Source organism: Corallococcus sp. RDP092CA, assembly GCF_041903675.1.
Lineage (GTDB): Bacteria > Myxococcota > Myxococcia > Myxococcales > Myxococcaceae > Corallococcus.
Window position 1 is genome coordinate 65,994 of record NZ_JAYESI010000003.1, and the last position, 24,257, is coordinate 90,250.

Genomic DNA, 24,257 nt, shown 5'->3' on the forward strand with positions numbered 1-24,257 from the left:
AGTGCGCGGCCGTGCCCGGCTCCTCCCGTCCCCTGCTCCCCCTGTTCCTGGCCGCGTCCCTGCTGATGGGCGCGGCGCCCGCTCCGGACCCTCGCGCGCCCTTGCTGGACGCGATGAGCGCGGAGCTTCAGCGCAACCAGCAGCAGCTCCGGGTGAATGGCCATGAGGCGCCGTACTTCCTGAGCTACGGCGTGAAGGACTACGAGTCGCGGCTGATCCTCGCGCGCTACGGGGCGCTCTTTCAGGACGACGACTACCGCGAGCGCAAGCTGGGCGTGGACGTGCGCGTGGGCAGCTACGACTACGACAGCTCCGTGGCGGACTCGCTCGACTTCGGCTTCAGCACCAGCAAGGGCTCCAGCTTCACCGCGCGCAAGGACGGGCCGCTGGATGACTCGCCGCTGGCGCTGCGCACGGCGCTGTGGCTCGTCACGGACGAGAAGTACAAGGCCGCGCTCTTCCAGTACCTGAAGAAGAAGGGCGAGGACGTCTACACGGTGGAGGACCCCCAGCGCCCGGCGTCCTTCTCCAGGGAGAAGCCGGCCACCTTCGTGCAGCCGCCGGTGCCGTTCCCGTTCGACCGGGAGAAGTGGCGCCGCGTGGCGCGCGAGGTGTCCGCGCGCTTCAACGCGCACCCGGAGCTGTTCGACTCGGAGGTGCGCGTCACCGCGGACAAGGTCACGCGGCTGTTCGTGTCCTCGGAGGGCACGCGCCTCATCACGGAGGACACGCTGTACGCGTTCCACGTCTCCGCGGTGACGCGCGCGCCGGACGGGCAGCTCCTGGACGACTCGCGCAGCTTCTACCTGCCCACCGAGGCGGGCATGCCGAGCGAGGCGCAGGTGCACGAGGCCGCGCGGAGGGTCATCGACGAGCTGCTGGCGCTGCGGCGGGCGCCGGCCATCACCCCCTACGCGGGCCCCGCCATCCTGGCGCCGGAGGCCGCGGGCGTGCTCTTCCACGAGACGCTGGGCCACCGGCTGGAGGCGGACCGGCAGGACGGCGACACCGACGGCAAGACGTTCAAGGGCCAGGAGGGGAAGCAGATCCTCCCGCCGTTCCTGTCGCTGCGGGATGACCCGTCCCGGCGCGAGGTCAACGGCGAGCCGCTCAACGGCTACTACCTCTACGACGAGGAGGGCGTGAAGGGGCAGCCGGTGACGCTGGTGGAGAAGGGCGTGCTCAGGGGCTACCTGATGAGCCGCCACCCGGTGGAGGGCTTCCCCCAGTCCAACGGCCACGGCCGCGGGCAGGGCACGCTCCAGCCGGTGGCGCGCATGGCCAACCTGCTGGTGGACAGCACGAAGCAGGTGAGCGACGCGGAGCTGAAGAGGCTGCTCATCGCGGAGGCGAAGCGGCAGGGCAAGCCCTATGGGCTCATCATCCGCGACATCACCGGCGGCAACACCAACACGTCCAGCTACGGCTACCAGGCCTTCAAGGGCGTGCCGCGCATGGTGTACCGGGTGGACGTGAAGACCGGCGAGGAGACGCTGGTGCGCGGGGTGGAGATCGTCGGCACGCCGCTGTCGTCCGTGAACCGCATCCTCGCCACGGGCCAGCGCCTGGGCGTCTTCAACGGCTTCTGCGGCGCGGAGAGCGGCAACGTGCCCGTGTCCACCGTGGCGCCCGCGGTGCTGCTCCAGGAGCTGGAGCTGCAGCGCACCCAGGAGGGCAAGGACCGGCCGCCGCTGCTCCCCAGCCCGGCCGCCCCGTCAAAGCAGGCGGCCGGAGCGGACGCGAAGCGCTAGCCGACCTTCTTCAGCACCACGTAGCCGGCGGCGGGGATGTTCACCGGGGTGTTCCCGCCGTTCAGCGTGGCGCCGTAGTTGCCGAAGTTGGAGCCGCCGTACACCGCGGCGTCGCTGTTCAGCACCTCCTTCCACTGGCCCGGGGGCAGCGGCAGCGAGTAGCCCTCCAGGTTCTGCTTGTTGAGGCTGCCCACCACGAGGAACTCGTCGTTGCCCGACTTGCGCGTGAAGGCCATCACGCTGTCGTCGTTGTGGGTGTAGACGCGCCTGACCTCCGCCGCCGCGCTGAAGGCGTCGCTGCTGTTCCGCAGGCCGATGGCGTCCTTGTAGAACGTGAAGGACTGCCGGCGGGTGATGTCCAGCATCGCGTCCTTGCGCTCGGCGGCGGGCAGGGCGGCCACCTCCGCGAACAGCTTCTTGTCGTCCGCGGAGAAGGCCTTGTACGCGCTGTCCCGGGTGCGCGCGTCCGGGGACAGGCTGAAGAGGCGCTCGTAGTCGGCCTTGGTGGTGTCGTTGAACGTCACCTTGCTGAAGTCCACGCCCTTGCCGACGTCCTGCCAGCTCCAGTCGCTGTCCCAGGTGGACGGGTTGCCCCAGCGGAAGTCGTTCTGGGCGCCGAACTCGTCACCCTGGAAGAACATGGGGATGCCCGGGCCCGCCATGCCGATGCCGGCGGTGAAGCGGGCGGCGGCGCGCGACCACTGGTCCGGGAAGTCGGTGGCGTCGGCGCCCTCCGCGGTGTTCATGGTGCGCTGCGCGTTCCCCACCTCGTCGTGGTTGGAGATGATGGACAGCGCGTGCTTCCAGTCGTCCAGGCCGCGCGGTGACGTCATCATGTCCATGAAGGCGTCCACGTCCGTCTTCATCCCGCGCGAGGCGGCCTGCACCAGGCCCGGCTTGTTGTTGTCGTTCACCAGCCGGTGCTGGAACTCCGTGTACCACTGGGCGTCGAAGCCGCCGCCCGTGCCGTCCGCCTGCGCGGGGCGCGAGATGTTGGGGTCGTAGTCGAACTGCTCCGCCACGGTCCACGCGTCCGGGTTGATGAAGTGCACCTGGCGGTTGATCTCCCGGAGCATGTCCCAGCCCGCCTTGCCGCCCACGCCCTTGATGGGCTCCGTGAAGTCGAAGCGCAGGCCGTCGAACTTCAGCTCCGCCACCTGCTGCACGGCGTGGTCCACGAAGAGCTGCTTCACCTGCGGCGTGTCGTACGCGGGCACGGAGCCCCACGGCGTGTCGCGCTGCTCGAACTGGCCGGGCTCCTTGGACCAGTTGAAGTAGGGGTTGCTGGGGCCGCCCACGTTCCACAGGCCGTTGTAGTCGCCGAAGACGTGGTTGTAGACGACGTCCGACACCACGTTGAGGCCCTTGCCGTGGGCCGCGTCGATGAAGCGCTTGAGGGCCTCGTCGCCCTCCACCCACTGGCCGTCGTCGTCCTCGAAGCCGAAGGAGCTCTCCGTGGCCAGGCTGTTGACGCCCAGGTAGCCCCAGTTGCGCGGGCCCTCCACCTCGTTGGTGGGCAGCAGCTCCAGCGTGGTGACGCCCAGCTCCTTGAAGTAATCCAGCTTCTTGATCAGGTCCTCCATGGTGGAGCGGTTGGAGTTGCCCGCCTCGCCCAGGAAGCTGCCCACGTGCAGCTGGTACACCACCCACTTCGACGGGTCCTTCTCACGCGGGACGTCGTCGTTCTTGAACTCGAACTTCGTCGGGTCGGTGAGGATGGAGCCGCGGAAGGACACGCCGCTGCTCGTGGTGATGAGGTCGCTCCAGGGGTCGTTCTCCGACGACGCCAGGCGCTCCGTGTCGGAGAGCTTGCCGTCGTCGTTCACGTCGTCGCGCAGGTGCAGCTTGCCCTGCGCGTCCTTGTCGAACACCTGGAACTCGTAGCGCAGGCCGGCCAGCTTCTCCGGGTCGTTGACGAGCGTGGTCCACGCGCCGCCCTCGTTCGTCATCTTGATGCGGCCGTCGTCGGTGACGTTGCGCGACCAGAAGTCGTTGAACTTTCCGCCGCGCAGCTTGTCGATGAGCGTGTCGTCGAACTGGCCCAGGCGCTCCTGGAGCTGCTGCTTGTCGAGCGGGTTGCCGTCGCCGTCCTTGAGGACCAGGTACGCGCTGTCCGCGTCCTCCGCGTCGTCGATGTCGAAGCGCATCAGGCCGGTGGCGCCGGTGAAGTAGCGGTCCACCTCCTTGCCGCGGGTGGGGTCCAGGTACAGCCGGTCGATGCCGCGCTGCTCGCCCATCATCCGGCGCGCGTAGGGGTCCGGCCGGTCGCTGGTGGCGCCCGTGGAGTCCACCACCTCGTAGACGTAGGCCTTGCCCTCCAGCTGGTCCCACGCGCCCTTGGCCTGCGCGGTCCAGTTGCCGCCCTCGTCGCGCGTCATGGGGATGCGCTGCTCGCGGCCCTGCTTGTCCGTCACCTTCACCTGCACGGCCCGCGCGTCCGGCGCCCAGAACTTGAAGCTCACGTCCTGGCCGGAGCGCTGCGCGCCCATGGAGTGGTACGTCGTGGGCGCGTACGACGCGGTGGACTTGGACAGGTCCAGCTTGAGGTTGCCCTCGCCCATCACCGCCCACTGGTCCTTGCCGGACGGGCCGTCCACGGTGACGCCCCACTCCCAGTTGTACGGCAGGCCGTCGTCCGCCACCTTCACCGTGGCCTCGTACTTGCCGTTGCCCAGCGGCTTCATGGGGATGCCGCCGGAGGACCACTGCGCGCTGAAGCGGCCGTCCGCGTCCCAGCTGCCCTTGAGCTTCGGGTGGGTGAGCGCCGCGTGCGGGCCCGCGTCGTAGGTGAACGTGATGGTGCGCAGGGTGGGGTTCGCCACCGTCGCGCTGTTCTTCACCGCGGACGTGGGCGCGGCGCCCAGGAGCGCGCTCGCGTTGGCGGAGCGGGCCAGCGCGCCGGTGCCGGCCACGGAGCCGCGGGGGCCGGAGGCCGGCGTGGACTCGAAGCCGGACTGGTTGCGCCTCGTGGCGGCGGCCTTCGCGGCGGCGGCCCTCTGCCGCTCGGCCAGCGTGGCGGCATCCACGGTGCTGCTTCCCGTGGCGGACGACGAGGCGCGGCTCGGGCGGTTGATTTTCGAATCAGTCACGGGGCAATCCTCCGGCGGCCACGCATGGCGGGCTTGCTCAACTTGTCGGACTTGGCGCCCCTGGAGTTGTCTCCAAAGGCGTGGAAGTGGGCGAATGTGTGGTGGTTGGCGGCGTGAACTGGGGAATCCCAGGAATCCCGCGCCTTTCCGGGCGGGGCGGGGCTGGAGGTGGGGTCACCCGGCCCCCCTTGAAGCCGCGCAGGAATACGTAGCGGCGGAAGTCGCGGAGGAAGGCGTCCACGGGCAGGCCGATGGCCTCCAGGAAGCCGCCGGGGAAGTCCTGGCCGCGGCGCATGGCTGCGAGGATGCCGCGCACGCGCGCCTCGCCGTAGCGCTCCATGAGGAAGGTGAAGGCGTGGTGGGCGGCGCCGTAGACGGTGGCGTTCTGCGTCTCGTAGAGGGCCTCGGCGCGGGCGAGCGGATCCGCCTGGGGGGAGTCGTGGAGGAAGCGGGACAGGTCCTCCAGGCTGGGGACGCGGTAGCCCTGGCCGGCGGTGTACGAGGCCATGCCCTCGCTGAACCACAGGGGGATGCCCTTCCTCGTCCAGTCCGACGCGGTGGCGGAGGTCTGCCACATGAGGCTGTGGGTGAGCTCGTGCAGGAGCAGCTCGTCCACCTGCTTCTGGGTGGCGCCGGCGCGGGTCCACGTGCGGGGGCTCTGGACCTCCACCTGCTCGTAGCGGGCCCAGGCTCGCAGGAAGTCGTAGCCGGAGCGGTGGGCGGCGCGCTCCAGGGCGGCGTGGTTGGGGTGGATGACCAGGGTGACGGGCTCCTGGAAGGAGCCCCAGCGGGCCAGGCGGGGCCCGGCGTGCTCCACCGCGAGGCGGACCATGGCCGCGGCGGGGGCGTCCTTCGCGGAGTGCTCGAAGCGGAACTCGCCGAGGGGCAGCGCCAGCGTGTCCGAGGGGGCGTCGGCCTTGCGGGGCGCGGCGGCGCACGCGGACAGGAGCGCCGCCAGGGCGAGCAGCAGCAGGCTCCTTCGTCCGGTACCGCCCACCCGCATCCCACGTCCCTCTAGTTGGCCCCGAGCCAGCGGATCACCGCGCGGCCCACGTCCGCGACGGTGGAGAACGACGCTAGCTCCGGAGCGGAGGGGCCGAAGTAGAGCATGGGGACGGCGTGGACGGTGTGTCCTCGAACCGACAGGTCCTCCACGTTGCCGTGGTCGCTGCACACCAGCACGCGCGCGTCGTCGGGCTGGCGGGCCACCACCGCGCGCAGGAAGGCGTCGAAGGTGTCGAGCGCCAGGCGGGCGGCCTCGAAGTCCCGCGCGTGGCCGGCCTCGTCCGCGAGGTAGTGCTCGAAGAAGGTGAAGTCCGCCTGGCCCGCGATGCGCCAGAAGAGGGCCGCGGCCTCCTCGGGCGTGCGGTGGGGCACGTCCAGGCCGTGCGCGCGCGCGGCGGCGCCGGTGATGTCGTGGGTGAGGCCGTCGTCCGCGCGAGCGTCGTCCAGCGTGCGCAGCGGCTCGCCTCCCGCGGCGAAGGCGAGCTTCGCGGCGGAGGGGCGCACCTTGCGCGCGACGCGCTCGGACAGGGTGAACTCCGGCGGGGACGTGGAGGGGCGGCGGGGGACGCCGAGCGCGTCCAGGTACGGCGCGGGGTACGCGTTGGCGAAGGTGGCGGTGCGGCCCGAGGCCTTCAGGCGCCGCACGATGGAGCGCTCCGCGAGCAGCGCTCGCAGGGCGGTGTTGGGGTAGCCCAGCACGTGGCCGCCCACGAGGACGGGGGCGGGGTCTCCGGTGAGGATGGCCGTCTGGTTGGAGGCGGACTGGGGCCGGCCGGGCACGCCGAAGGTGGGGTCCACCGCGAGCCCCACGCCGCCGTGGGGCAGGAGGGGCGCGGGGGCGTCCTGGAACCAGGCCAGGAGGTGGTCCCGGTCCGACAGCGGGTTCACGGCCGGGTCCTTCCGCCCGATGCCCACCCCGTCGATGAACAGGACCGCGACGCGCACGGCCCGGGACTGTATCCTCGAAACCGACACGCATGGCCATCCACGGCGACCTCTTCAGCTACCCGCTCCCCGAGTTCCTTCAATGGCTCGACAGCTCCCGCAAGACGGGGACGCTGCAGCTGTCGTGGGAGGCGGGCGAGCGCAAGTTGTTCCTCCTGTCCGGCCAGGTGGGCGCCACCGCGAGCGAAGGGCTTCGCGGCCGGGTGGCCCGCCTGCTGTCGCTGCCGAAGCTGGCGACGGGCACGCGCGTGCTGGCGGCGTTCGACGAGCTGGCGCGCACGCCGGACGTGGACGCGGCCTTCGACGCGCACGGGGTGCAGGCGAGGTGGGTGCGGGACCTGGGCCGCGAGGAGCTGTTCGCGGCGATGACGGACCTGACCATCGCGGGGCAGGGCACCTTCCACTGGACGGAGGACGCGGACCGCACCGGTGAGGACTGGGTGCCGTCCGACATGAGCATCCGCGAGCTGCTCTTCGAGTCCCTGCGCTGGGTGGACGAGCAGGGGGACGTGGACAAGGCGCTGCCCATCGACGCGCTGAGCGTGAAGGCGCTCGCGCCGCCCAGCCCCAGCCAGCCGCTGATGCACCGGATCATCCTCGCGCTGACGACGACGCCCCAGAACCTGGGGCGGCTGCGGCTGTCCATGGGCGTGTCGCGCTCCTCGGTGACGCGCCGGGTGCACGAGCTCCTGCGCGCGAAGCTGGTGGAGGTGGATGGCGCGCCGCAGGTGGAAGCGGATCCGGTGGCGGAGATGCTGGAGAAGGGCGCGGTGCTGATGCGCGAGGGCCAGTACGACGCGGCCGGCATCGTGTGCGCGTCGCTGCTGGCCAGCGACCCCGCGGACCGGCGCGTGCGCGAGTTCGCGCGCCTGGTGCAGCGCGAGCACGTGGCCTCGCTCTACGCGGACCTGCCGCCGCTGGTGGTGCCGCAGCTGATCCAGGCCCCGCAGACCATGGTGATGCTCAAGCCGGAGGAGCGGCAGATCGCCGGGCTCATCAGCGGGACGTGGGACGTGTCCACGCTGGTGCTGGCCAGCCCCGCGCGCGAGCTGGAGACGCTCAAGACGCTGGCGAAGCTGCACCGCATGGGGCTGTTGCAGCTCACGCTCCCGCGCTGAGGCGGGGCCTCGGGGGGGCGGCCCGCGAGCCGTGCCCCGCGCGCCTCACCCGGCGGTCGGGAGCCCCACGGCGTTGAGTCGCACGAAGACCTGCATGAGGACGTAGAGCGCGAAGGCCGCGTCATCCACGCGCAGCTGCGGCAGGGTGGACAGGCCCTGGAGGCGCAGCAGGTCCGAGCCGTCCACGTGGAGCAGGAAGGCCTGCTGGGCCAGGGTGCCTTCGCCCGCGAACGCCATGGCGCGACGGACGGCGTCGGTGCAGGCGGTGACGCAGGTGGTGTAGTCCCCGGCGGTGAAGGCGGCCTCCGCGGCCCGCGCGTGGTCGAAGAGGTCGCCCGGCGCCAGCGCGCTCGTGGGGCCCAGGAGCTTGCTGCCGGTGCTCGGCGCCGCCACGGGCACGGCGGCGGGCTCCACGCGGGGCGGGGCGGGCGCGGTCAGCGTGCGCGGCACGGGCGTGGCGGAGATGGTGGCGGCGGGCGGCGTCGCGGCCTGGAGCTGGCGGTGGCTCAGGTGCTGCGAGAGCTGCGCCTCCAGGCCCGCGGGGGCGCTGCCGGGGGGCGGCGGGGCGGGGCGGGGCGGGGGCACGATGCGCTTGGCGCGCAGGTCCTTGATGACCAGCCGGGTGATGGTCTTGAGCGCGTCCATCACGCCGCGGCCGTTGGTGGCGGCCGTCTCGAAGTCGGGGACGCCGCGCGGGTTGAGCTCCCGGCGCAGCTCCTCCACGGAGAGGACGTGGTCCAGGTCCCGCTTGTTCCACTGCATCACCAGCGGGAAGCGGTCCAGGCGGATGCCGTTCTCCAGGAGGTTCTCCTCCAGGTTGGAGAGCGACTCGCGGTTGGCGTCCATGGCCTCCGCCTGCGAGTCCGCCACGAACACGACGCCGTCGGCGCCCTGGAGCACCAGCTTGCGGGTGGCGTTGTAGAAGACCTGACCGGGCACGGTGTAGAGCGCCAGTCGCACGGAGCAGTCGCCCACGCGCTCCACCTTCACCGGCAGGAAGTCGAAGAAGAGCGTCCGGTCGCCCTCGGTGGCGATGGACATCATCTCGCCGCGGTGGGCCGGGCGAACGGTCTCGTAGACCTTTCGCAGGGTCGTCGTCTTCCCCGACAGGCCGGGGCCGTAGAAGACGATCTTCGCGGCCACTTCGCGGGCCATCAGGTTCACGCTGCTCACGGTGTCAGCTTACCTAGAACGACTCGGCGCCCGGCGCCAGTTGCGGGGCGAACATTCGCGGGCGTCCCGGCCCGGTGCTCGGCCGCGAGGAGGGCGAAGAGGGCCGCCTCCTTCGCCTCCTCGGGGAAGCCCAGCACGTCCAGCCGCTCCAGCGGCACGGGGGCGAGCCGCGCCCGCAGGTCCGCCATGAGCGCCGGGTTCCGCGTCCCACCGCCAGAGGCATACACCGCCTCCAGCCGGGGGAAGCGGGGCCGGATCCATGTATCGAAGGCGCGCGCGGTGGCCTCCACGGTGAACGCCCGCGCGGTGGCCATCAGGTCATGGGGCCGGTCCGGGGCCGCCGCCCAGAGCCGGTCCACCAGCGGCTCGCCGAAGCCCTCACGGCCCGCGCTGCGCGGAGGAGGCCGCGCGAGGAACGGATGCCCGAGCAGCTCCTCCAGGAGCGCCGGAATCACCTGGCCCCGGGAGGACAGGCCGCCGTCCCGGTCGCACGCGAGCCGCCCCTTCGTCACCCGGCGCGCCAGGCCGTCCAGCACCATGTTCGCGGGCCCGGTGTCGAACGCGAGCGTGTCGTCCACGTCCTGGCCCACGACGCTGATGTTGGCGATGCCGCCCAGGTTGAGGAACGCGCGCGCGACGTCCGGACGCTCGCGGTTCCGGAAGACGGCCCAGTCCAGGTACGGCACGAGCGGCGCGCCCTGGCCGCCCACCGCCATGTCGCGGGTGCGGAAGTCGCTGACGACGGGCAGGCCGGTGCGTTCGGCGATGACGGCCGCTTCGCCAATCTGGAGCGTGGAGGCGATGGGGGACAGGTCCGAGGGCAGGTGGGCCATCGTCTGGCCGTGCGAGCCCACGACGTGGACGTCCCCGGGCCGCACGCCCGCGCGCGCGATGACGGCGAGGACCGCGTCGGCGAAGCGCTCCCCCAACTCGAAGTTGAGCGCGCAGAGGCTGCGGGCGTCCTGGGGCGCCAGCACCCGCGCGACGAGGTCCGGCGTGAAGGGGTGGGAGACATGCGCGAGCAGGTGGAGCTTCACGTCCGCGCCGGTGCCCTCCACGCGGCAGAGGGCCGCGTCCGCCGCGTCCACGCTGGTGCCGGACAGCACGCCCACGCACAGCCGGGGCGGCAGGGAGGGCGCGGATGGCGTGGCGGGGCGCATGCCCCAAGTCTAAGGGCCTGTCCTGACGCCCGCCGGGCCCTGTCCCGGAGGGCACCGCCGCTGTCGAGGAATGGCACCCGGGCGGGGGGCTCGTGTTCAGCGGATGGAAGACGGCCTGTTGGATTCCGGAGGGCGCCCGGCCGTCCCCGTCAGCGGCCGGTCCGCCGCCGTGGGGCCGGATGGGAGGCCAGCGGGCGCTCGAGCCCTCGCAGGCCCGCGTCCTTCAGCCTGCGCCGCGCCTGGGCCGCCGGGAGCCCCGTGAAGTGCATGGCGAGCGCCAGCTTCACGTGGTCCCCCGCGGCGTCGAGCAGCGCCTCCGCCTTCGCGGGAGGCAGGTCCGTCAGCTCCGCCACCATCCGCGCCGCGCGGGCCCGCAGCTTCGCGTTCGTCGGGCGCACGTCCACCATGCGCCCCCGGTACACGTGGCCCAGGGACACGAAGGCCGCGGTGGTGATGGCGTTGAGCACCAGCTTCGTCGCCGTGCCCGCCTTGAGCCGCGTGGAGCCCGCCACCACCTCCGGCCCCGTGCGCGCCAGCACCACCGTGTCCGCGCGCATGCCCGGCCCGGGCGGGTTGCAGCACACCAGCACCGTGCGCGCGTGGCGCGCGCGGGCCGCGTCCAGCGCGCCCCGGACGTAGGGCGTGGAGGCCGACGCGGAGATGCCGCACACCACGTCCCGCGCCGTCGCCCGGAACGCCCGCACCGCCCGGGCCCCCGCGGCGACGTCGTCCTCGGCGCCCTCCACGGCGCGCGTCAGGGCCCGCCGGCCACCGGCGATGGCCGCCTGGACCCGCGTCGCCGGGACACCGAAGGTGGGGGGACACTCGCTCGCGTCGAGCACGCCGAGCCGGCCGCTGGTGCCCGCGCCCACGTAGAGCAGCCGGCCGCCAGCGCGCAGTGCTTCCGCCACGGCCCGGGCCGCCGCCGCGATGGACGGCAACGCCTCACGGACCGCGCGAAGCGCGATCAGGTCTTCTTGATGCAGCCGTCGGACGACCGCCTCGACAGGGAGGAGGTCCAGGTCGTCCGCGCGGGGATGGAGCCGTTCGGTGGGCGGAAGCGCGGACTTTCGAGCGCGCGTCATGCCCACCGGATGGCTCCCGGACTTCAGGCGGCCTTGACCACCTTGCCCGCCTTGATGCAGCGGGTGCAGGCCAGGACGCGCTCGATGCTGCCGTTCACGTTCGCCCGCAGCTTCTGCAGGTTCGGGAGGGTCCGCTTCTTGGTCTTGTTGTTCGCGTGGCTGACGTTGTTACCCACCAGCGGACGCTTCCCACAGAGGTCGCACTTCCACGCCATGACTGCTAACTCCTTGAAAACTGGGGCGTTCGACAGCAGCCCATAAAAGAGCGGCGGACCCTACCAGAAACAGGCTGGAAATCCAGCCGGATCCGATCCGGGACCTATCCCTTGAGCGGATCCTTCTTCTTCAACATGTCCTGCACCAGCCGCGCGGCCCGCATTCCCGCCAGCAGCTCGCCCTCCAGGCCCAGGCCGGGCAGGACCTCGCGGCCCGCCAGGATCACGTTCTTCGCCGGGGTGCGCTGCTTCAGCCCCGTCACGCCCAGGAAGGCCTCCGTCTCGAAGCTGTAGAGGGGGTGGGGCATGAGCCGGCTGCCGCGCACTCCGCCGGCGTCCAGGTAGGGGACCGAGCGCAGCGCGCGGTGCTGCTTCGTGAAGGGCATCAGCCGGTCCAGGTGCTCGTCGATGCGGCTCGCCAGCGCCCGGAGGTGCTCCTCGCCCTCTTCGCGCGCGGAGGCGGGGACGAAGACGCCCGCGCACACCACGCGCACGCCCTCCATGTCCTTGCTCCCGGTGGCCCCGGCGGTGCGCGCCGGGTGCTGCTGCACGAGCAGCGGGCCCAGCTCCGCGTCCTGCGTGTCCACGAGCACCAGCTCGCCCATGCCGCGCGGGAGCGCCGCCTCCGGCACCACCCAGTTCACGCTGAAGAGCAGCGACTTGATGTTGGATTGATCCAGGTGCTCCAGGAGGCCGCGGTGGTGCTTCTTGTCCGTCACCAGCCGGCGCAGCGCCCCGGAGTCCGTGGCCGTCACCAGGCACGACGCGCGGTAGAGCGTGTCCGAGCGCACCAGCTTCACGCCGGAGAACTTGCTGCCGTCGAACGCGAGCTCCTCCACGATGAAGCCGGCCGGGTTGTCGCGGCCCAGCACGTCGCCGCCCAGCTCCGTCAGCCGGCGGGTGAGCACGTCGCGCAGGGCGTCCAGGCCGCCGGGGTAGGTGGACGGCGCGGTGAGCACCTGGGACAGGGCCCGCGTCTGGGCCAGGGGCGCGCCAGGCTTCTCCAGGTGGACGAGGAAGGGCAGCAGGCCGCGCACCAGCGACAGCGCCGGATCCTCCCCCGCGAGCCGGGGCGCGGCGTCCAGGGCCGGGTGATCCTTGATCTTCCCCTTGAGCTTCCAGCCCTCGAAGAAGCCGTCGGGTGGCAGGGGGGGGCCTTCCTTGAAGAAGGCGTCGGAGGCCTCGTGCTGCGCGGCGCTGCCGCTGAGCGCGCCCTGGATGCCCTCGCCGGCCTCGCCGAACTCGCGCGTCAGCTCCGCGCGGCGGCGAGCGGCGTCCCCGGTCAGGTCCACCCGGTTCCGGGGCAGCACCAGCTGGAGCTCCGGGGCGTGCGGGCGCAGCGCGCGGCCGATGGCGGTGGACAGGCCGAGCTCGTTGAGGGCCTCGTCCACCGCGGGCATCGCCTTGAGGGGCGGCGCGACGAAGGGGGCGTAGGGCAGCACGAAGCCGTCGTGCTCGTAGCCGGGCCCCATGCCGTCGTGCTCCACCAGCAACACCCGGTGGTTGCGCTTCGCCAGGAGCGCGGCGGCGAGCGCGCCTCCGACCTGGCTGCCCAGCACGATGACGTCGTAGACGTGCCGGGACGGGCCCGAGGGGAGCTTGAGTTTGGCGGAGGACGTCGACATGGCCGCCGAACACTACACAACGCCACCGCGTCTGGCGCCCTTTTGGCGCCCCGGTTCTCCGAGGTGGCCGGACCCGGGGTGGGGCGCGCGGGCCCTCAGGCCCGGGACTTGAAGAGGCGCGCGAGCAGCTCCGGCGGCAGCGAGTCGAAGTCCGGGGCCGTGTAGTGGGCCCCCGCGTTCTTCAGCGCCTCGGCGGTCGTGGTGGTGGTGATGCCCACGGTGACCATGCCGGCGGCGCGCGCGGACCGCACGCCGTTGATGGCGTCCTCGAAGGCCAGGCACGACTCCGGGGGCACCTGGAGCGCCTTCGCCGCGGCGAGGAAGATGTCCGGCGCGGGCTTGCCGCGCTCCACCTGCTCGGCGCCGACGACGCAGGCGAAGAGCGGACGCACCGCGAGCCCATCCAGCACCAGCTCGCGGTTGCCGTGCGGCGCGGCGGTGGCCACGGCCAGGGGCAGGTGCGCGTCGCGCAGGCGGTGCAGGAAGCCCTCCGCGCCCCGGTGCAGCGCCAGGTACGGCCGGTAGATGGCGCGGTAGTGCGACTCCTTCTCCTCGGCGAGCGCATCCAGCTCCGCGACGGAGAGGGCGCGGCCCAACAGCTGCGGGAGGATCTCCTCGTTCTTCTTCCCGGCGAACTCGTTCTGGAAACGTTCCGCGGTCAGGCCATCCAGTCCGAGCTTCCGGGCGAGCGACACCCAGGCGCGGTTATGGAAGTCCATGTTGTCGACGAGCGTGCCATCCATGTCGAAGACGGCGGCGAGCAGGGGGGCGGCTGCGGGAGTCATGTTTCTCCCAATACCGATTTCTGCCGCCATGTCACCCCCGAATCTCCCATGCGAGCCCCTTCCGGGCTGATATCCCCACGGCATGAGCGAGGACGTGCTGCTGGAGACACAAGACGCGGTGGGGCGGGTCACCCTCAACCGACCGAAGGCCCTCAACGCGCTCTCGCTGGAGATGTGCCGGGTGCTGCATCCCCGACTGGACGCCTGGGCGGCGGATCCGTCCGTGAAGGCGGTGGTGATCCGCGGCGCGGGAGGCCGGGCCTTCTGCGCGGGAGGGGACGTGCGCGCGGTGGCCAGTTCGGTCGCACGGTCGGATCCGTCGCTGTCGCGTGAGTTCTTCCTCGCCGAGTACGCGCTCAACCATCGGATCCACCACTTCCCGAAGCCGTTCATCGCGCTGGTGGACGGCATCTGCATGGGCGGCGGGTTGGGGCTGTCCATGCACGGGGCCTTCCGGGTGGTGACGGAGAAGCTGGTGCTCGCGATGCCGGAGACGGCCATCGGCATCTTCCCGGACGTGGGCGGCGGCTGGTTCCTGCCGCGCTTCCCCGGCGAGTCGGGGACGTACCTGGGGCTCACCGGCGCGCGGTGTGACGCGGCGGACGCGCGGTGGCTGGGGTACGCGACCCACCGGGTGGAGTCCTCGCGGCTGGAGGACGTGGTGCGGGCGCTGGGGGCCGCGGACTGGAGCGGACCGGGGCGCGAGGTGGCGGCGCGCGTGCTCCAGGGCTTCCATCAGGACGCGGGTGCCCCAGGGCTCGCCGCGCGGGCGGACGTCATCGACCGGTGCTTCCAGGGCGACCGCGTGGAGGACATCCTCGCGGCGCTGGAGCGCGAGGGGACGGCGTGGGCGGAGGAGACTCGCGCGACGCTTCTGCGCATGTCGCCCACGAGCCTGCGGGTGACGCTGCGGCAGCTGCGCATCGGGCGCGGACAGGACTACGACGCGACGGCGCGCATGGAGTACCGGTTGAGCCAGGCGCTGACGCGGCGGCCGGACTTCCAGGAGGGGATCCGCGCGGTGCTGGTGGACAAGGATCAGAAGCCGCGCTGGAGCCCGGCCTCGCTCGCGGAGGTGACGGACGCGGAGGTGGAGGCCTGCTTCGCGCCACGGCCTGGAGACGAACTGGAGCTGCCCGCGCGAGGATGATCCACGCGCGTCGCGATGGACGCGCTCCCGGCCCGAAGGCGATGCGCGGTGCGCGGTGCGCGTCATGAGCCGGGGACCGCGCGCCCGCTGACTACAGGTCCTCGTCGCTCACGACGGTGCGCCCGTCCTCGCGCAGGAGCGCGGTGGTGATGCCTTCACCGGGGCGCAGCACGCCCGCCTCGTAGACGCGCTGGCTGCCGCACGAGGGGCTCTTCTCCTTCAGGAGCGCCACCGTGGCGTCGAACCGCCGCGCGGCCCCCAGGGCCAGCCTGGCGCCTTCCTGGAACGCGGCGGTGCGGTCCTCGCGCGTCTCTCGCGTGAGGGCCCGCGCGCGGCCGGCCCAGACGTCCACGCCCGTGCCTCCCGAGAGATCCACGGGGGGCCTCGGAATGCCCAGGCCCGCGGCGGCTTCCGGGCAGATGGGGATGACAGCCTTGCCCTCCAGCGCCGCGAGCACTCGCTCCGAACGCTGGGAGCGCCCGTCGTAGCGGCACGCCTCGCCCAGCAGACACGCGCTGACCAGCACCGTGGGCGCCGCGCGCAGGGCCTCGCGTCGGGCATCGCGAGCCGATGCCCCATCTCCGCTGGAGGGGGCGTGCGCCGCGTGACGCGAATGTTCGGGCTCGGCATGAGCCGGCGTCGCGGCCCTGGGGACTCCGGGCGCGGCCTGCGATGGTGCCTCCGCCGTCATCGCGTCGCGCGGCGCATGCGAGGGCACCGCCGCCGTCGCCTCTTCGGCTGCCGCCGGAGGCAACGGCTCCACGACCTTCGTCACTTCGGGGCACCCGGGCTGCGAAGCGCCATGCCATCTCCGGTCACCCGCGCGTCCACCTTCGTGCGCGTCCCCTCCAGCGTCACCGCGCCCGTCACCGCCAGGTGCACGGCCAGGGGATACAGCCGGTGCTCCTCCGCGAGGATGCGCGCGCTCAGGCTCGCCTCGTCATCGTCCGGCAGCACGGGCACCGCCGCCTGCGCGATGATGGGGCCCGTGTCCGTGCCCGCGTCCACGTAGTGCACCGTGCACCCGGCCACCTTCACGCCGCGCTCCAGCGCCTGCTTTTGCGCGTGCAGGCCCGGGAACGCGGGCAGCAGGGAAGGGTGGATGTTCAGCACGCGCCCCGGGAAGCGCTTCAGGAAGTCCGCGCTCACCAGCCGCATGAAGCCCGCCAGGCACACCCACTCGACGCGCGCGTCCGCCAGCACGCCGAGCACCGCCGCCTCGAAGTCCGCCTTCGACCCGAAGCCCTTGTGGTCCACCACCTCCGCGCGCACGCCCGCCTTCCGGGCGCGCTCCAGCGCGAACGCCGTGGGCACGTTGGACAGCACGCACGCCACCTCGGCCGGGTAGTCCGCCCGCGCGGCCGCGTCGAGCAGCGCCTGCAGGTTGCTCCCGCTGCCGCTGACGAGCACCCCCAGCCGCGCCCGCCGCGCGCTCATGGCTCGATGACCGCCGTGGCCTCGCCCTGGCCCGCCTCCACCCGGCCCACCTCGGACGCCTCCACGCCCCGGGCGCGCAGCACCTCCAGCGCCTTCGCCACGTCCTCCTTCGCCACCACCACGATGAGGCCCAGGCCCATGTTGAACGTGCTGAACATCTCGTCGCGCGCCACGCCGCCCGTCTTCGCGATGAGGTCGAAGATGGCCGGCTTCTTCCACGCGGACTCGCTCAGCACCGCGCGCGTCCCGTCCGGCAGGCACCGGGGCAGGTTGCCCGGGATGCCGCTGCCGGTGATGTGCGCCATGCCCTTCACCTTCACCGCCTGGCACAGCGCGAGCGCGTCCTTCACGTAGATGCGCGTGGGCTCCAGGAGCGCGTCCCCCAGCGGCCGGTCCAGCCCCGGCGGTGCCACGTCCAGGGGCAGCTTCGCGTCGTCCAGCAGCACCTTGCGCGCCAGCGAGTAGCCGTTGCTGTGCAGCCCCGACGACGTCAGGCCGATGAGCGCGTCCCCCGGCTTCACCGCCTTGCCGTCGATGATGGCCGAGCGCTCCACCACGCCCACGCAGAAGCCCGCGACGTCGTACTCGCCCCGCGCGTAGAAGCCGGGCATCTCCGCCGTCTCCCCGCCCAGGAGCGCGCACCCCGCCTGCTCGCAGCCCCGCGCGATGCCCTTCACCACCTCCGCCGCGGCGTCCACCTCCAGCTTCCCCGTGGCGAAGTAGTCCAGGAAGAACAGCGGCTCCGCGCCACAGGTGAGGATGTCGTTCACCGACATGGCCACCAGGTCGATGCCCACCGTGTCGTGCCGCCCCGCCTGGAAGGCCACCTTCAGCTTGGTGCCCACCCCGTCCGTGCCCGCCACCAGCACCGGCGCCTGGTACTTGCCGGGCGGCAGGGCGAACAGGCCCCCGAACCCGCCCACCCCGCCCAGGACCTCGGGGCGCGTGGTGCGCGCGGCATGGGGCTTGATCTTCTCGACGAACGCGTCGCCGGCCTCGATGTCTACTCCGGACTGCTTGTAGGTCGTTCCCACGGGCCGGCCTTGTATCCCTCCGCAGGGCCCCTGTCTCGGGCCTCGGAATGGACGTGTCGGGTTTGTGGCGGCCTGTCGCCCCCGGGCGCCCGCGCGATATCGGTCTGGGATATTTGACCGGTGGGGTGGGGGCTGATTGACTCGCGGGCCAGATGGGCGCCGAGGAAACCCTCTTTCAACGTTTTGGCAAGGAGTTCCCCAAGGGCACCGAGCTCTTCCGCGAGGGAGAGATCGGCAAGGAGATGTTCGTCATCCAGTCCGGGAAGATCGCCATCTCCAAGCGCGTGCGCGACGTGGAGAAGACGCTCGCGGTGCTGGGCCCGGGCGAATTCTTCGGCGAGATGGCCATCATCTCCAACAAGCCCCGGAACGCCTCCGCCGTGGTGCATGACGACGCGAAGCTGCTCGTCATCGACCCGAAGACCTTCGAGGCGATGATCCGCGGCAACGCGGAGATCGCCGTCCGGATGATCAAGAAGCTGGCCGAGCGCCTCTCCGAGGCGGACGCCCAGATCGAAAACCTGCTCCACGGCGACCCCGCCAGCCGCGTCGTGCATCAGATCCTCCAGGCCTGCCAGACGCGCGGTCGTCCGCTGGAGGAGGGCGTGGAGGTGGACTTCGCCATCCGGGAGATGCCCCGGCAGATCGGCGTGGGCGAGCCCGCCGTGCGCAGCATGCTGGAGCGCCTGGAGCGCGCGGGCCTCATCGAGCGCAGCGGTGACCGGGTGACCGTGTACGACACGGGCCGGCTGCATGACTTCCTCAACTACCTCGAGATGAAGTGGAAGTTCGGAGACCTCTAGCGTGAAGCTGCAAGTCCTCGGGTGCCACGGCGGCGAGCTTCCCACGTGCAGGAGCACGTGCTTCCTCGTGGACGACGTGCTCGCGCTCGACGCGGGCGCCCTCACCGGCACGCTCTCGCTGGAGCAGCTCTGCAAGGTGGACGACATCCTCGTCGGCCACAGCCACTTCGACCACGTGAAGGACCTGCCGCTGCTCGCCGACCTGGTCATCGGCCGCAGGGACAAGCCCGTCACCATCCATGCCTCCCGCGAGTGCGCCAAGGCGCTGCGCGAGAACATGTTCAACAACGCGCTGTGGCCGGACTTCACGCGCATCCCCACGCGCCACAAGCCCGTCCTCGCCATCAAGACCTTCCGCGCCGGCAGCACCTTCCAGGTGGGCCCCTACACCGTGAAGAGCGTCCCGGTGAGCCACCCCGTGGAGTCGTGCGCCTTCATCGTCAGCGACGGCAAGTCCGCGCTCGCCATGAGCGGCGACACCGGCCCCACGGACAAGCTGTGGAAGGCCCTCAACGCCACCCGGAACCTGAAGGCGCTGCTGCTGGAGGCCAGCTTCCCCAACAGCCTCCAGGCCCTGGCGGACATCTCCGGCCACCTGACGCCCGCCACCGTGGGCTCGGAGCTGCGCAAGTTCGACCGCAACGGCGCCCAGGTGATGCTCTACCACCTGAAGCCCGCCTTCGTGACCCAGCTCAAGAAGGAGCTGGCCGCGCTGCCCGTGAACGTCCTGGAGCTGGGCGAGACGTTCCAGTTCTAGGGGACGCGCCGCGCCGCGCCGTACGCGGGTATTGACGGCCCGCGGCCGCCGGATTAACCCCCGGGCCTCATGGCCTGGTTCTCCAAGAAGCCCCGCATCGCCGTCGACGCAGAGAAAGCCGCCGAGCCCCAGCCCTCCCGCATGCAGGGCCTCTGGGCCAAGTGCGAGCAGTGCGACGAGATCATCTACCGTCAGGAGCTGGAGAAGAACTGGATGGTGTGTCCGCACTGCGAGCACCACCACGCCTGGACGGCCCGCGCGCGGCTGGCGGCCACGCTGGATCCGGACTCCTTCGAGGAGTTCGACAAGGAGCTGGAGCCCCAGGACCCGCTCAGCTTCACCGACTCCAAGAAGTACAAGGACCGGCTCAAGTCCACGCGCAAGAACCTGGAGGAGAACGACGCGTTCATCTCCGGCGTGGGCCGCATCGAGGGCCGCCCCGTCTCCATCGGCTGCTTCGTCTTCGAGTTCATGGGCGGCTCCATGGGCTCCGTGGTGGGTGAGAAGGTCACGCGCGTCTTCGAGCGCGCCTTCGAGCTCAAGTGCCCCGCGGTGGTGTTCTCCGCCTCCGGCGGCGCGCGCATGCAGGAGGGCATCTTCTCCCTGATGCAGATGGCGAAGACGTCCGCGGCCATCGCGCGCTTCCGCACCAGCGGCAAGCCGTACATCTCCGTGATGCTCAACCCCACCACGGGCGGCGTGGCCGCGTCCTTCTCCTGGCTGGGCGACATCATCCTCGCGGAGCCCAGGGCCCTCATCGGCTTCGCCGGCCCGCGCGTCATCGAGCAGACCATCCGCCAGAAGCTGCCGGAGGGCTTCCAGCGCTCGGAGTTCCTGCTGGACCACGGGATGATCGACGCCATCGTCCACCGCAAGGACCTGCGCGGGAAGCTGGGCCAGCTCATCGGCATGCTGGGGTAGGGCGGCGGGCCTCCACGTCATGGACGCGCCGCGCACTCCCGAGGAGGCCCTGCGCTTCTTCCAGGCGCTCAACCCCTCCGGCATCAAGCTGGGGCTGGAGCGGGTGAAGGACGCGCTCGCCGCGTTGGAGCACCCGGAGCGCGACTACCCGGCGCTGCACGTCGCCGGCACCAACGGCAAGGGCAGCACCTGCGCCTTCGTGGCGCGCGCGCTGGAGGCCGCCGGGCACCGCGTGGGGCTCTACACGTCCCCGCACCTGGTGCGCGTCAACGAGCGGATCCGCGTGTCCGGCGCGGACATCCCGGACGCCGCCTTCGGGCAGCGCATCCTGGAGGTGCTGGAGCGCTACCCCTCCGCGCTGTCGGAGCCGATGACGTACTTCGAGTTCGGCACCGTGGTCGCGCTCTGGCACTTCTCCCGCGAGCGCGTGGACGTGGCCGTGCTGGAGACGGGCCTGGGCGGCCGGCTGGACGCCACCACCGCCGCGAACCCCGTCGTGACGTGCGTCACCCCCGTGTCCTTCGACCACATGGAGTACCTGGGCCACACGCTCCGGGAGATCGCCTGGGAGAAGGCCGGCATCTTCAAGCCCGGCGTGCCGGTGGTCCTGGCCGGGCAGGAGCCGGAGGCCCTGGAGTCGCTCCTGCGCCGCGCGGAGCAGCTGGCCGCGCCCGTCCAACAGGAGGGCCGCGACTTCCGCGTCGTCCCCGGCCCCGAGGGGACGCTCTCGTACCGGGGAGGTGCCTGGTCGCTCGACGGCCTCACGCTCGCGCTGCGGGGGCCGTACCAGCGCCAGAACGCGGCGGTGGCCCTCGCCTGCCTGGAGGCCCTCCAGGCCCGGGGCGTGGCGGTGACGCCGGAGGCCGCGCGCGAGGGACTGGCCACCGCGCGCTGGCCGGGGCGGCTGGAGGAGGTGGCCCAGGGGCCGACGGTGGTGGTGGACGGGGCCCACAACCCCGCGGGCGTGGCGGTGCTGCTGGAGGCCCTGCGCGCGCTCTACGCCGGGCGGCCGTTGCACCTGGTGTTCGGGGTGGTGGCGGACAAGGACCGGGGGCCGATGATGCGGGCCCTGTTCCCGCTGGCGGCCTCGGTGCACCTCACGCCCCTGGACACCCCGCGCTCGCTCGCCCCTGGGCGGTACCTCGATGAGGCAGGGACCTTGTGTTCACGGGTCATCGCGCACTCCTCCTTGGAGGAGGCCCTTGCCGGGGCGAAGGCCGATGCAGCGGGGCGCCCGGACGGCCTGGTGTTGGCGACGGGTTCATTGTTCCTGGTAGGCGCCGTGAAGCGATGGGTCGAACGGAGCCTTGGCGCGGTGCGACAGCAGCAGTAAATTTGAGACATGCGCCTGCCGGACTGGAGATCAGCGCTTCCGGGACCTCCGATGCCCACCGTCGATGAGGTCGATTTCCGGGCGCTGTACTCCAAGACGAACTACGTGGTGGAGACGGCGGATGGTTGGTCGCTCGTCATCACGCGCTACCGGCCGGTGAAACAGGCGTTCGCGCAGCCGCTGTTCGGTGAGCCGCTGCTGCTGGTGCACGGTTTCTCGCAGAACCGGCACACGTGGACGAGCGGCCAGTTCGTCAAGAACCTGCTCTTCTTCGGCGTGGACATCCACATCCTGGAGCTGCGCGGGCACGGCAAGAGCTCCATCGCCTTCCAGAAGGAGCGCGCGGAGCGCTTCAAGCGCCCGCTGCCGCAGGACCTGGACTACGGCTGGGACCTGGACAGCTACTTCCTCTATGACCTGCCGGCGGCCGTCTCCGGCGTCAAGCGCATCACCCGGCGCGAGCGCGTCTTCTACTGCGGCCACTCCATGGGCGGCATGCTGGGCTACGGCTACGCCGGCATCCACGACGACTTCGAGGGGCTCATCACCATCGGGTCGCCCGCGGACCTGGGGCGCGGCTTCATGCTGCTGCGCATGCTGGCGCACGGCGCGCCGATGCTCGCGGGCGCGGTGGACCTGACGCTGGGCGGGCTGAACCTCAACCGGCGGGCGTCCGCGCTCACCCGCTCGCTGCTGGCGAAGGGCGTGGGCGCCTTCAGCCCCGCCCTCCAGAAGCGGCTGGAGCCGGACGCGTCCAAGGCGCTCGTGTTCAACGCGGTGCCGGTGGACGTGGTGCTCAAGTGGGTGGAGCGCCAGCTGGCCCACGCGGACGAGTCCGCGCTGTATCAGCGGTTCACGCGCAAGCTGAACCGGCTGGTCAACACCGAGCGCGTCAGCCGCGACGACATCCGGTGGCTGCTGCGCGAGGGCGGCGAGCGCGAGCCCCGCAAGGTGATTGAACAGTTCGCCCGGTGGATCCGCCGCGGCGAGATGGTCTGCTACCGCACGGACTACGACTTCAAGCGCGGCTTCGGGAAGATTGAAATCCCCATGGCCATCATCTTCGGGGACATGGATCCGCTGGCGTCCGTGGAGTCCACGCGCAGCGTGTACCGCGCCGCGAAGAGCGAGTACCTGCTGTGGCGGCCGGTGAAGGGCAACAGCCACGTCGAGCTCACCATGGGGCACGACATCCGGCAGATCTGCTACGACATCAAGAACCTCATCGAGTACGCCCGCACGCACCGCACGCGCTCGCCGGCCCTGCCGCGGTTGCGTTGAAGCGCGGACGTTCCGGTCAGGCTGAAAAGTTGGGGCCTCCCGGCTGCGTGATAATTTCGCGCCCGTCTGTCTTCTGACGCATGTCACGGGAGTGGTCGATGAAGGGCTTCGCGGTGTCGCTGCTCGGATTGTGGCTCGTGCCGCTGGTGGCGCTGGCGCAGCAGCCGGCGGACCTCAACACCATCACGGCCATCTCCGTGAGCGGCGGGACGGTGGAGATCACCGGCAGCAAGAAGGCGGACTTCAACAGCTTCACCATGACGGATCCGCCCCGGCTCGTCATCGACGTGTCCGGCGCCGTCTTCCAGGGCGTGGCGGAGGAGCAGCCCGTGGGCAACGGCACCATCACGGGCATCCGCACCGCCACCTACGGCACGGAGTCCGCGTCCATCGCGCGCATCCTCATCGGCTATGAGCGCGAGGTGGAGACGGACATCCAGACCTCCGGCACGCAGCTGGTGGTGAAGGTCCTGGGCAGCGGGGGCGGCGCGGCCGTCGCGCAGGTGACGCCCGCGGAAGGGCAGGGGACCGCGCAGCAGGGGACCGCCGCCGCCAACCCCCAGCCGGGCGCCAACGCGCAGGACGCGGCCCGCGCCGCCGCGTCGGACCAGGAGTCCCAGGAGAAGGCAGCGAAGGCCGCCGCGGACGCCGCCCGGGCCGAGCGCGAGGCCCAGGAGAAGGCCGCCGCCGAGGCCGCCGCCCGCGCCAAGGCGGACGCGGACGCGGAGAAGAAGCGCCAGGAGGAGGCCCAGGCCGCCGCCAGGCGCCAGCAGGAGGAGGAGCGCCGCGCCTCGGAGCAGGCCGCCGCCGCGGAGAAGAAGCGCCAGGAGGAGGAGGCCCAGGCCGCCGCGAAGCGCGCCGAGGACGAGCGCCGCGCCACCGCCCAGGCCGCCGCCGAGCAGAAGCGCCAGCGCGAGGAGGAGGCGAAGGCCGCCGCCGAGGAGAAGCGGGCCCAGGCCCAGGCCGCCGCCGAGGAGCGCATGGCCGCGGCGAAGACGGCCGCGGAGAGGAAGCGCGCCGCCGCCGAGGCCGCCGCCGAACGCAAGGCCCAGCAGGAGGAGGAGCGCCGCGCCGCGGCTCAGGCACGCCGCGAGGAGCAGCAGGCCGCCCGCGAGGCCGCCGCCGAGCAGAAGCGCCAGCGGGCGGCGGAGGCCCGCGAGCGCCGACAGCAGGCCGTGGCGGCCCGCGAGTCGCGCGCCAGCGCCAGCCAGGGCAGCGCCGCCGCGGAGTCGCGCGAGAGCGGCGGGGGCGCGGTGTCGTCGCGCCGCAAGACGATGACGCAGATCGGCTTCCAGCAGCGGCCGGACAGCTCGCGCGTCTTCGTGCGCACCAACGAGCCGGTGCGCTACACGGTGAGCGGCTCCGGCAACCAGGTGGTGCTGGAGCTGGAGAACACGCGGGTGGTGGAGTCCAACAACACGCTGCCCCTGGACACGCACTTCTTCCCGTCGGCCGTGTCGCGCGTGGAGGCCTTCTCCGGCGCGGGCCAGACGGTGCGCGTCGTCATCCAGCTGAAGCAGGGGGTTCGCTATGAGACACGCCAGGACGGCGGCCTCATCACCCTCGACTTCCCGCGCCCGGGCCGGTAGG

21 protein-coding genes are annotated in these 24,257 nt (G+C 71.8%); 9 read left to right on the top strand and 12 right to left on the bottom strand.

Annotated elements, in window-relative coordinates; genetic code table 11:
• The first annotated feature begins 65 nt into the window (after positions 1-65).
• Positions 66-1,751 (top strand): TldD/PmbA family protein, encoded by a 1,686-nt coding sequence (locus U8525_RS04580; protein ID WP_374262280.1) that lies wholly within the window; start codon positions 66-68, stop codon positions 1,749-1,751.
• Here U8525_RS04580 and U8525_RS04585 read toward each other — a convergent pair.
• Genes U8525_RS04585 through U8525_RS04595 form a run of 3 tightly spaced genes read right to left on the bottom strand, consistent with a single transcriptional unit; the run spans position 1,748 to position 6,790 of the window.
• Entirely contained in the window at positions 1,748-4,840 is a 3,093-nt protein-coding gene (locus U8525_RS04585) for an alpha amylase C-terminal domain-containing protein (protein ID WP_374261619.1), read from the bottom strand. The genes U8525_RS04580 and U8525_RS04585 overlap by 4 nt on opposite strands.
• 37 nt (positions 4,841-4,877) lie before the next feature.
• Complete coding sequence (locus U8525_RS04590; protein WP_374261621.1) at positions 4,878-5,843, bottom strand: hypothetical protein; 966 nt, start codon at positions 5,841-5,843, stop codon at positions 4,878-4,880.
• Between the two features lie 11 nt (positions 5,844-5,854).
• Entirely contained in the window at positions 5,855-6,790 is a 936-nt protein-coding gene (locus tag U8525_RS04595; RefSeq protein ID WP_374261622.1) for a metalloenzyme, read from the bottom strand.
• A gap of 32 nt (positions 6,791-6,822) precedes the next feature.
• Here U8525_RS04595 and U8525_RS04600 point away from each other — a divergent pair, with 32 nt between their 5' ends.
• Entirely contained in the window at positions 6,823-7,908 is a 1,086-nt protein-coding gene (locus U8525_RS04600) for a DUF4388 domain-containing protein (protein ID WP_374261624.1), read from the top strand.
• A gap of 45 nt (positions 7,909-7,953) precedes the next feature.
• Here U8525_RS04600 and U8525_RS04605 read toward each other — a convergent pair whose 3' ends face one another.
• From U8525_RS04605 to U8525_RS04630, 6 genes are all read right to left on the bottom strand, one after another.
• Positions 7,954-9,081 carry an ADP-ribosylation factor-like protein gene (locus U8525_RS04605; RefSeq protein ID WP_374261626.1) on the bottom strand — a complete coding sequence of 376 codons (1,128 nt, stop codon included), beginning with the start codon at positions 9,079-9,081 and terminating at the stop codon, positions 7,954-7,956.
• Positions 9,078-10,241: an anhydro-N-acetylmuramic acid kinase gene (locus U8525_RS04610; RefSeq protein ID WP_374261628.1), complete on the bottom strand. Its 1,164-nt coding sequence runs from the start codon at positions 10,239-10,241 to the stop codon at positions 9,078-9,080. The genes U8525_RS04605 and U8525_RS04610 overlap by 4 nt, the downstream gene beginning before the upstream one ends.
• Positions 10,242-10,390: 149 nt before the next feature.
• Positions 10,391-11,326: an N-acetylmuramic acid 6-phosphate etherase gene (murQ, locus tag U8525_RS04615; protein ID WP_374261630.1), complete on the bottom strand. Its 936-nt coding sequence runs from the start codon at positions 11,324-11,326 to the stop codon at positions 10,391-10,393.
• Between the two features lie 23 nt (positions 11,327-11,349).
• Positions 11,350-11,541 (bottom strand): 50S ribosomal protein L28, encoded by a 192-nt coding sequence (gene rpmB / locus U8525_RS04620; RefSeq protein ID WP_374261632.1) that lies wholly within the window; start codon positions 11,539-11,541, stop codon positions 11,350-11,352.
• Between the two features lie 104 nt (positions 11,542-11,645).
• Positions 11,646-13,166 (bottom strand): NAD(P)-binding protein, encoded by a 1,521-nt coding sequence (locus U8525_RS04625; protein WP_374261634.1) that lies wholly within the window; start codon positions 13,164-13,166, stop codon positions 11,646-11,648.
• A 95-nt stretch (positions 13,167-13,261) separates the two neighbouring features.
• Complete coding sequence (locus U8525_RS04630; RefSeq protein ID WP_374261636.1) at positions 13,262-13,951, bottom strand: HAD family hydrolase; 690 nt, start codon at positions 13,949-13,951, stop codon at positions 13,262-13,264.
• Between the two features lie 82 nt (positions 13,952-14,033).
• Between U8525_RS04630 and U8525_RS04635 the strand changes: the two genes are divergently transcribed.
• On the top strand, positions 14,034-15,101 hold the full coding sequence (locus tag U8525_RS04635) for an enoyl-CoA hydratase/isomerase family protein (protein WP_374261638.1): 1,068 nt from the start codon (positions 14,034-14,036) through the stop codon (positions 15,099-15,101).
• A 91-nt stretch (positions 15,102-15,192) separates the two neighbouring features.
• Here U8525_RS04635 and U8525_RS04640 read toward each other — a convergent pair whose 3' ends face one another.
• The 3 genes from U8525_RS04640 to purM are packed head-to-tail and all read right to left on the bottom strand — an operon-like array spanning position 15,193 to position 17,572.
• Positions 15,193-15,876, bottom strand: a complete 684-nt coding sequence (locus U8525_RS04640; RefSeq protein ID WP_374261640.1) for a DUF523 domain-containing protein — start codon at positions 15,874-15,876, stop codon at positions 15,193-15,195.
• Positions 15,873-16,538, bottom strand: a complete 666-nt coding sequence (purN, locus tag U8525_RS04645) for a phosphoribosylglycinamide formyltransferase (RefSeq protein ID WP_374261642.1) — start codon at positions 16,536-16,538, stop codon at positions 15,873-15,875. Before purN ends, U8525_RS04640 begins: the two co-directional genes overlap by 4 nt.
• Positions 16,535-17,572: a phosphoribosylformylglycinamidine cyclo-ligase gene (gene purM / locus U8525_RS04650; RefSeq protein ID WP_374261644.1), complete on the bottom strand. Its 1,038-nt coding sequence runs from the start codon at positions 17,570-17,572 to the stop codon at positions 16,535-16,537. Before purM ends, purN begins: the two co-directional genes overlap by 4 nt.
• A gap of 152 nt (positions 17,573-17,724) precedes the next feature.
• On the opposite strand from purM, the gene U8525_RS04655 reads away from it, so the two are divergent.
• The 6 genes from U8525_RS04655 (at position 17,725) to U8525_RS04680 (ending at position 24,256) form a co-directional block, all read left to right on the top strand.
• A complete protein-coding gene (locus U8525_RS04655; RefSeq protein ID WP_223634591.1) occupies positions 17,725-18,375 on the top strand; it encodes a Crp/Fnr family transcriptional regulator in 651 nt (216 codons plus the stop codon).
• A gap of 1 nt (position 18,376) precedes the next feature.
• Positions 18,377-19,132, top strand: coding sequence for an MBL fold metallo-hydrolase (locus U8525_RS04660; protein ID WP_374261646.1), 756 nt, complete (start codon positions 18,377-18,379; stop codon positions 19,130-19,132).
• 69 nt (positions 19,133-19,201) lie between these two features.
• Complete coding sequence (accD, locus tag U8525_RS04665) at positions 19,202-20,053, top strand: acetyl-CoA carboxylase, carboxyltransferase subunit beta (RefSeq protein WP_374261648.1); 852 nt, start codon at positions 19,202-19,204, stop codon at positions 20,051-20,053.
• A 19-nt stretch (positions 20,054-20,072) separates the two neighbouring features.
• A complete protein-coding gene (locus U8525_RS04670; RefSeq protein ID WP_374261650.1) occupies positions 20,073-21,386 on the top strand; it encodes a folylpolyglutamate synthase/dihydrofolate synthase family protein in 1,314 nt (437 codons plus the stop codon).
• Between the two features lie 9 nt (positions 21,387-21,395).
• Positions 21,396-22,667 (top strand): alpha/beta hydrolase, encoded by a 1,272-nt coding sequence (locus tag U8525_RS04675; protein WP_374261652.1) that lies wholly within the window; start codon positions 21,396-21,398, stop codon positions 22,665-22,667.
• 98 nt (positions 22,668-22,765) lie between these two features.
• A complete protein-coding gene (locus U8525_RS04680) occupies positions 22,766-24,256 on the top strand; it encodes an AMIN domain-containing protein (protein ID WP_374261654.1) in 1,491 nt (496 codons plus the stop codon).
• The last annotated feature ends 1 nt before the right edge of the window (position 24,257 follow it).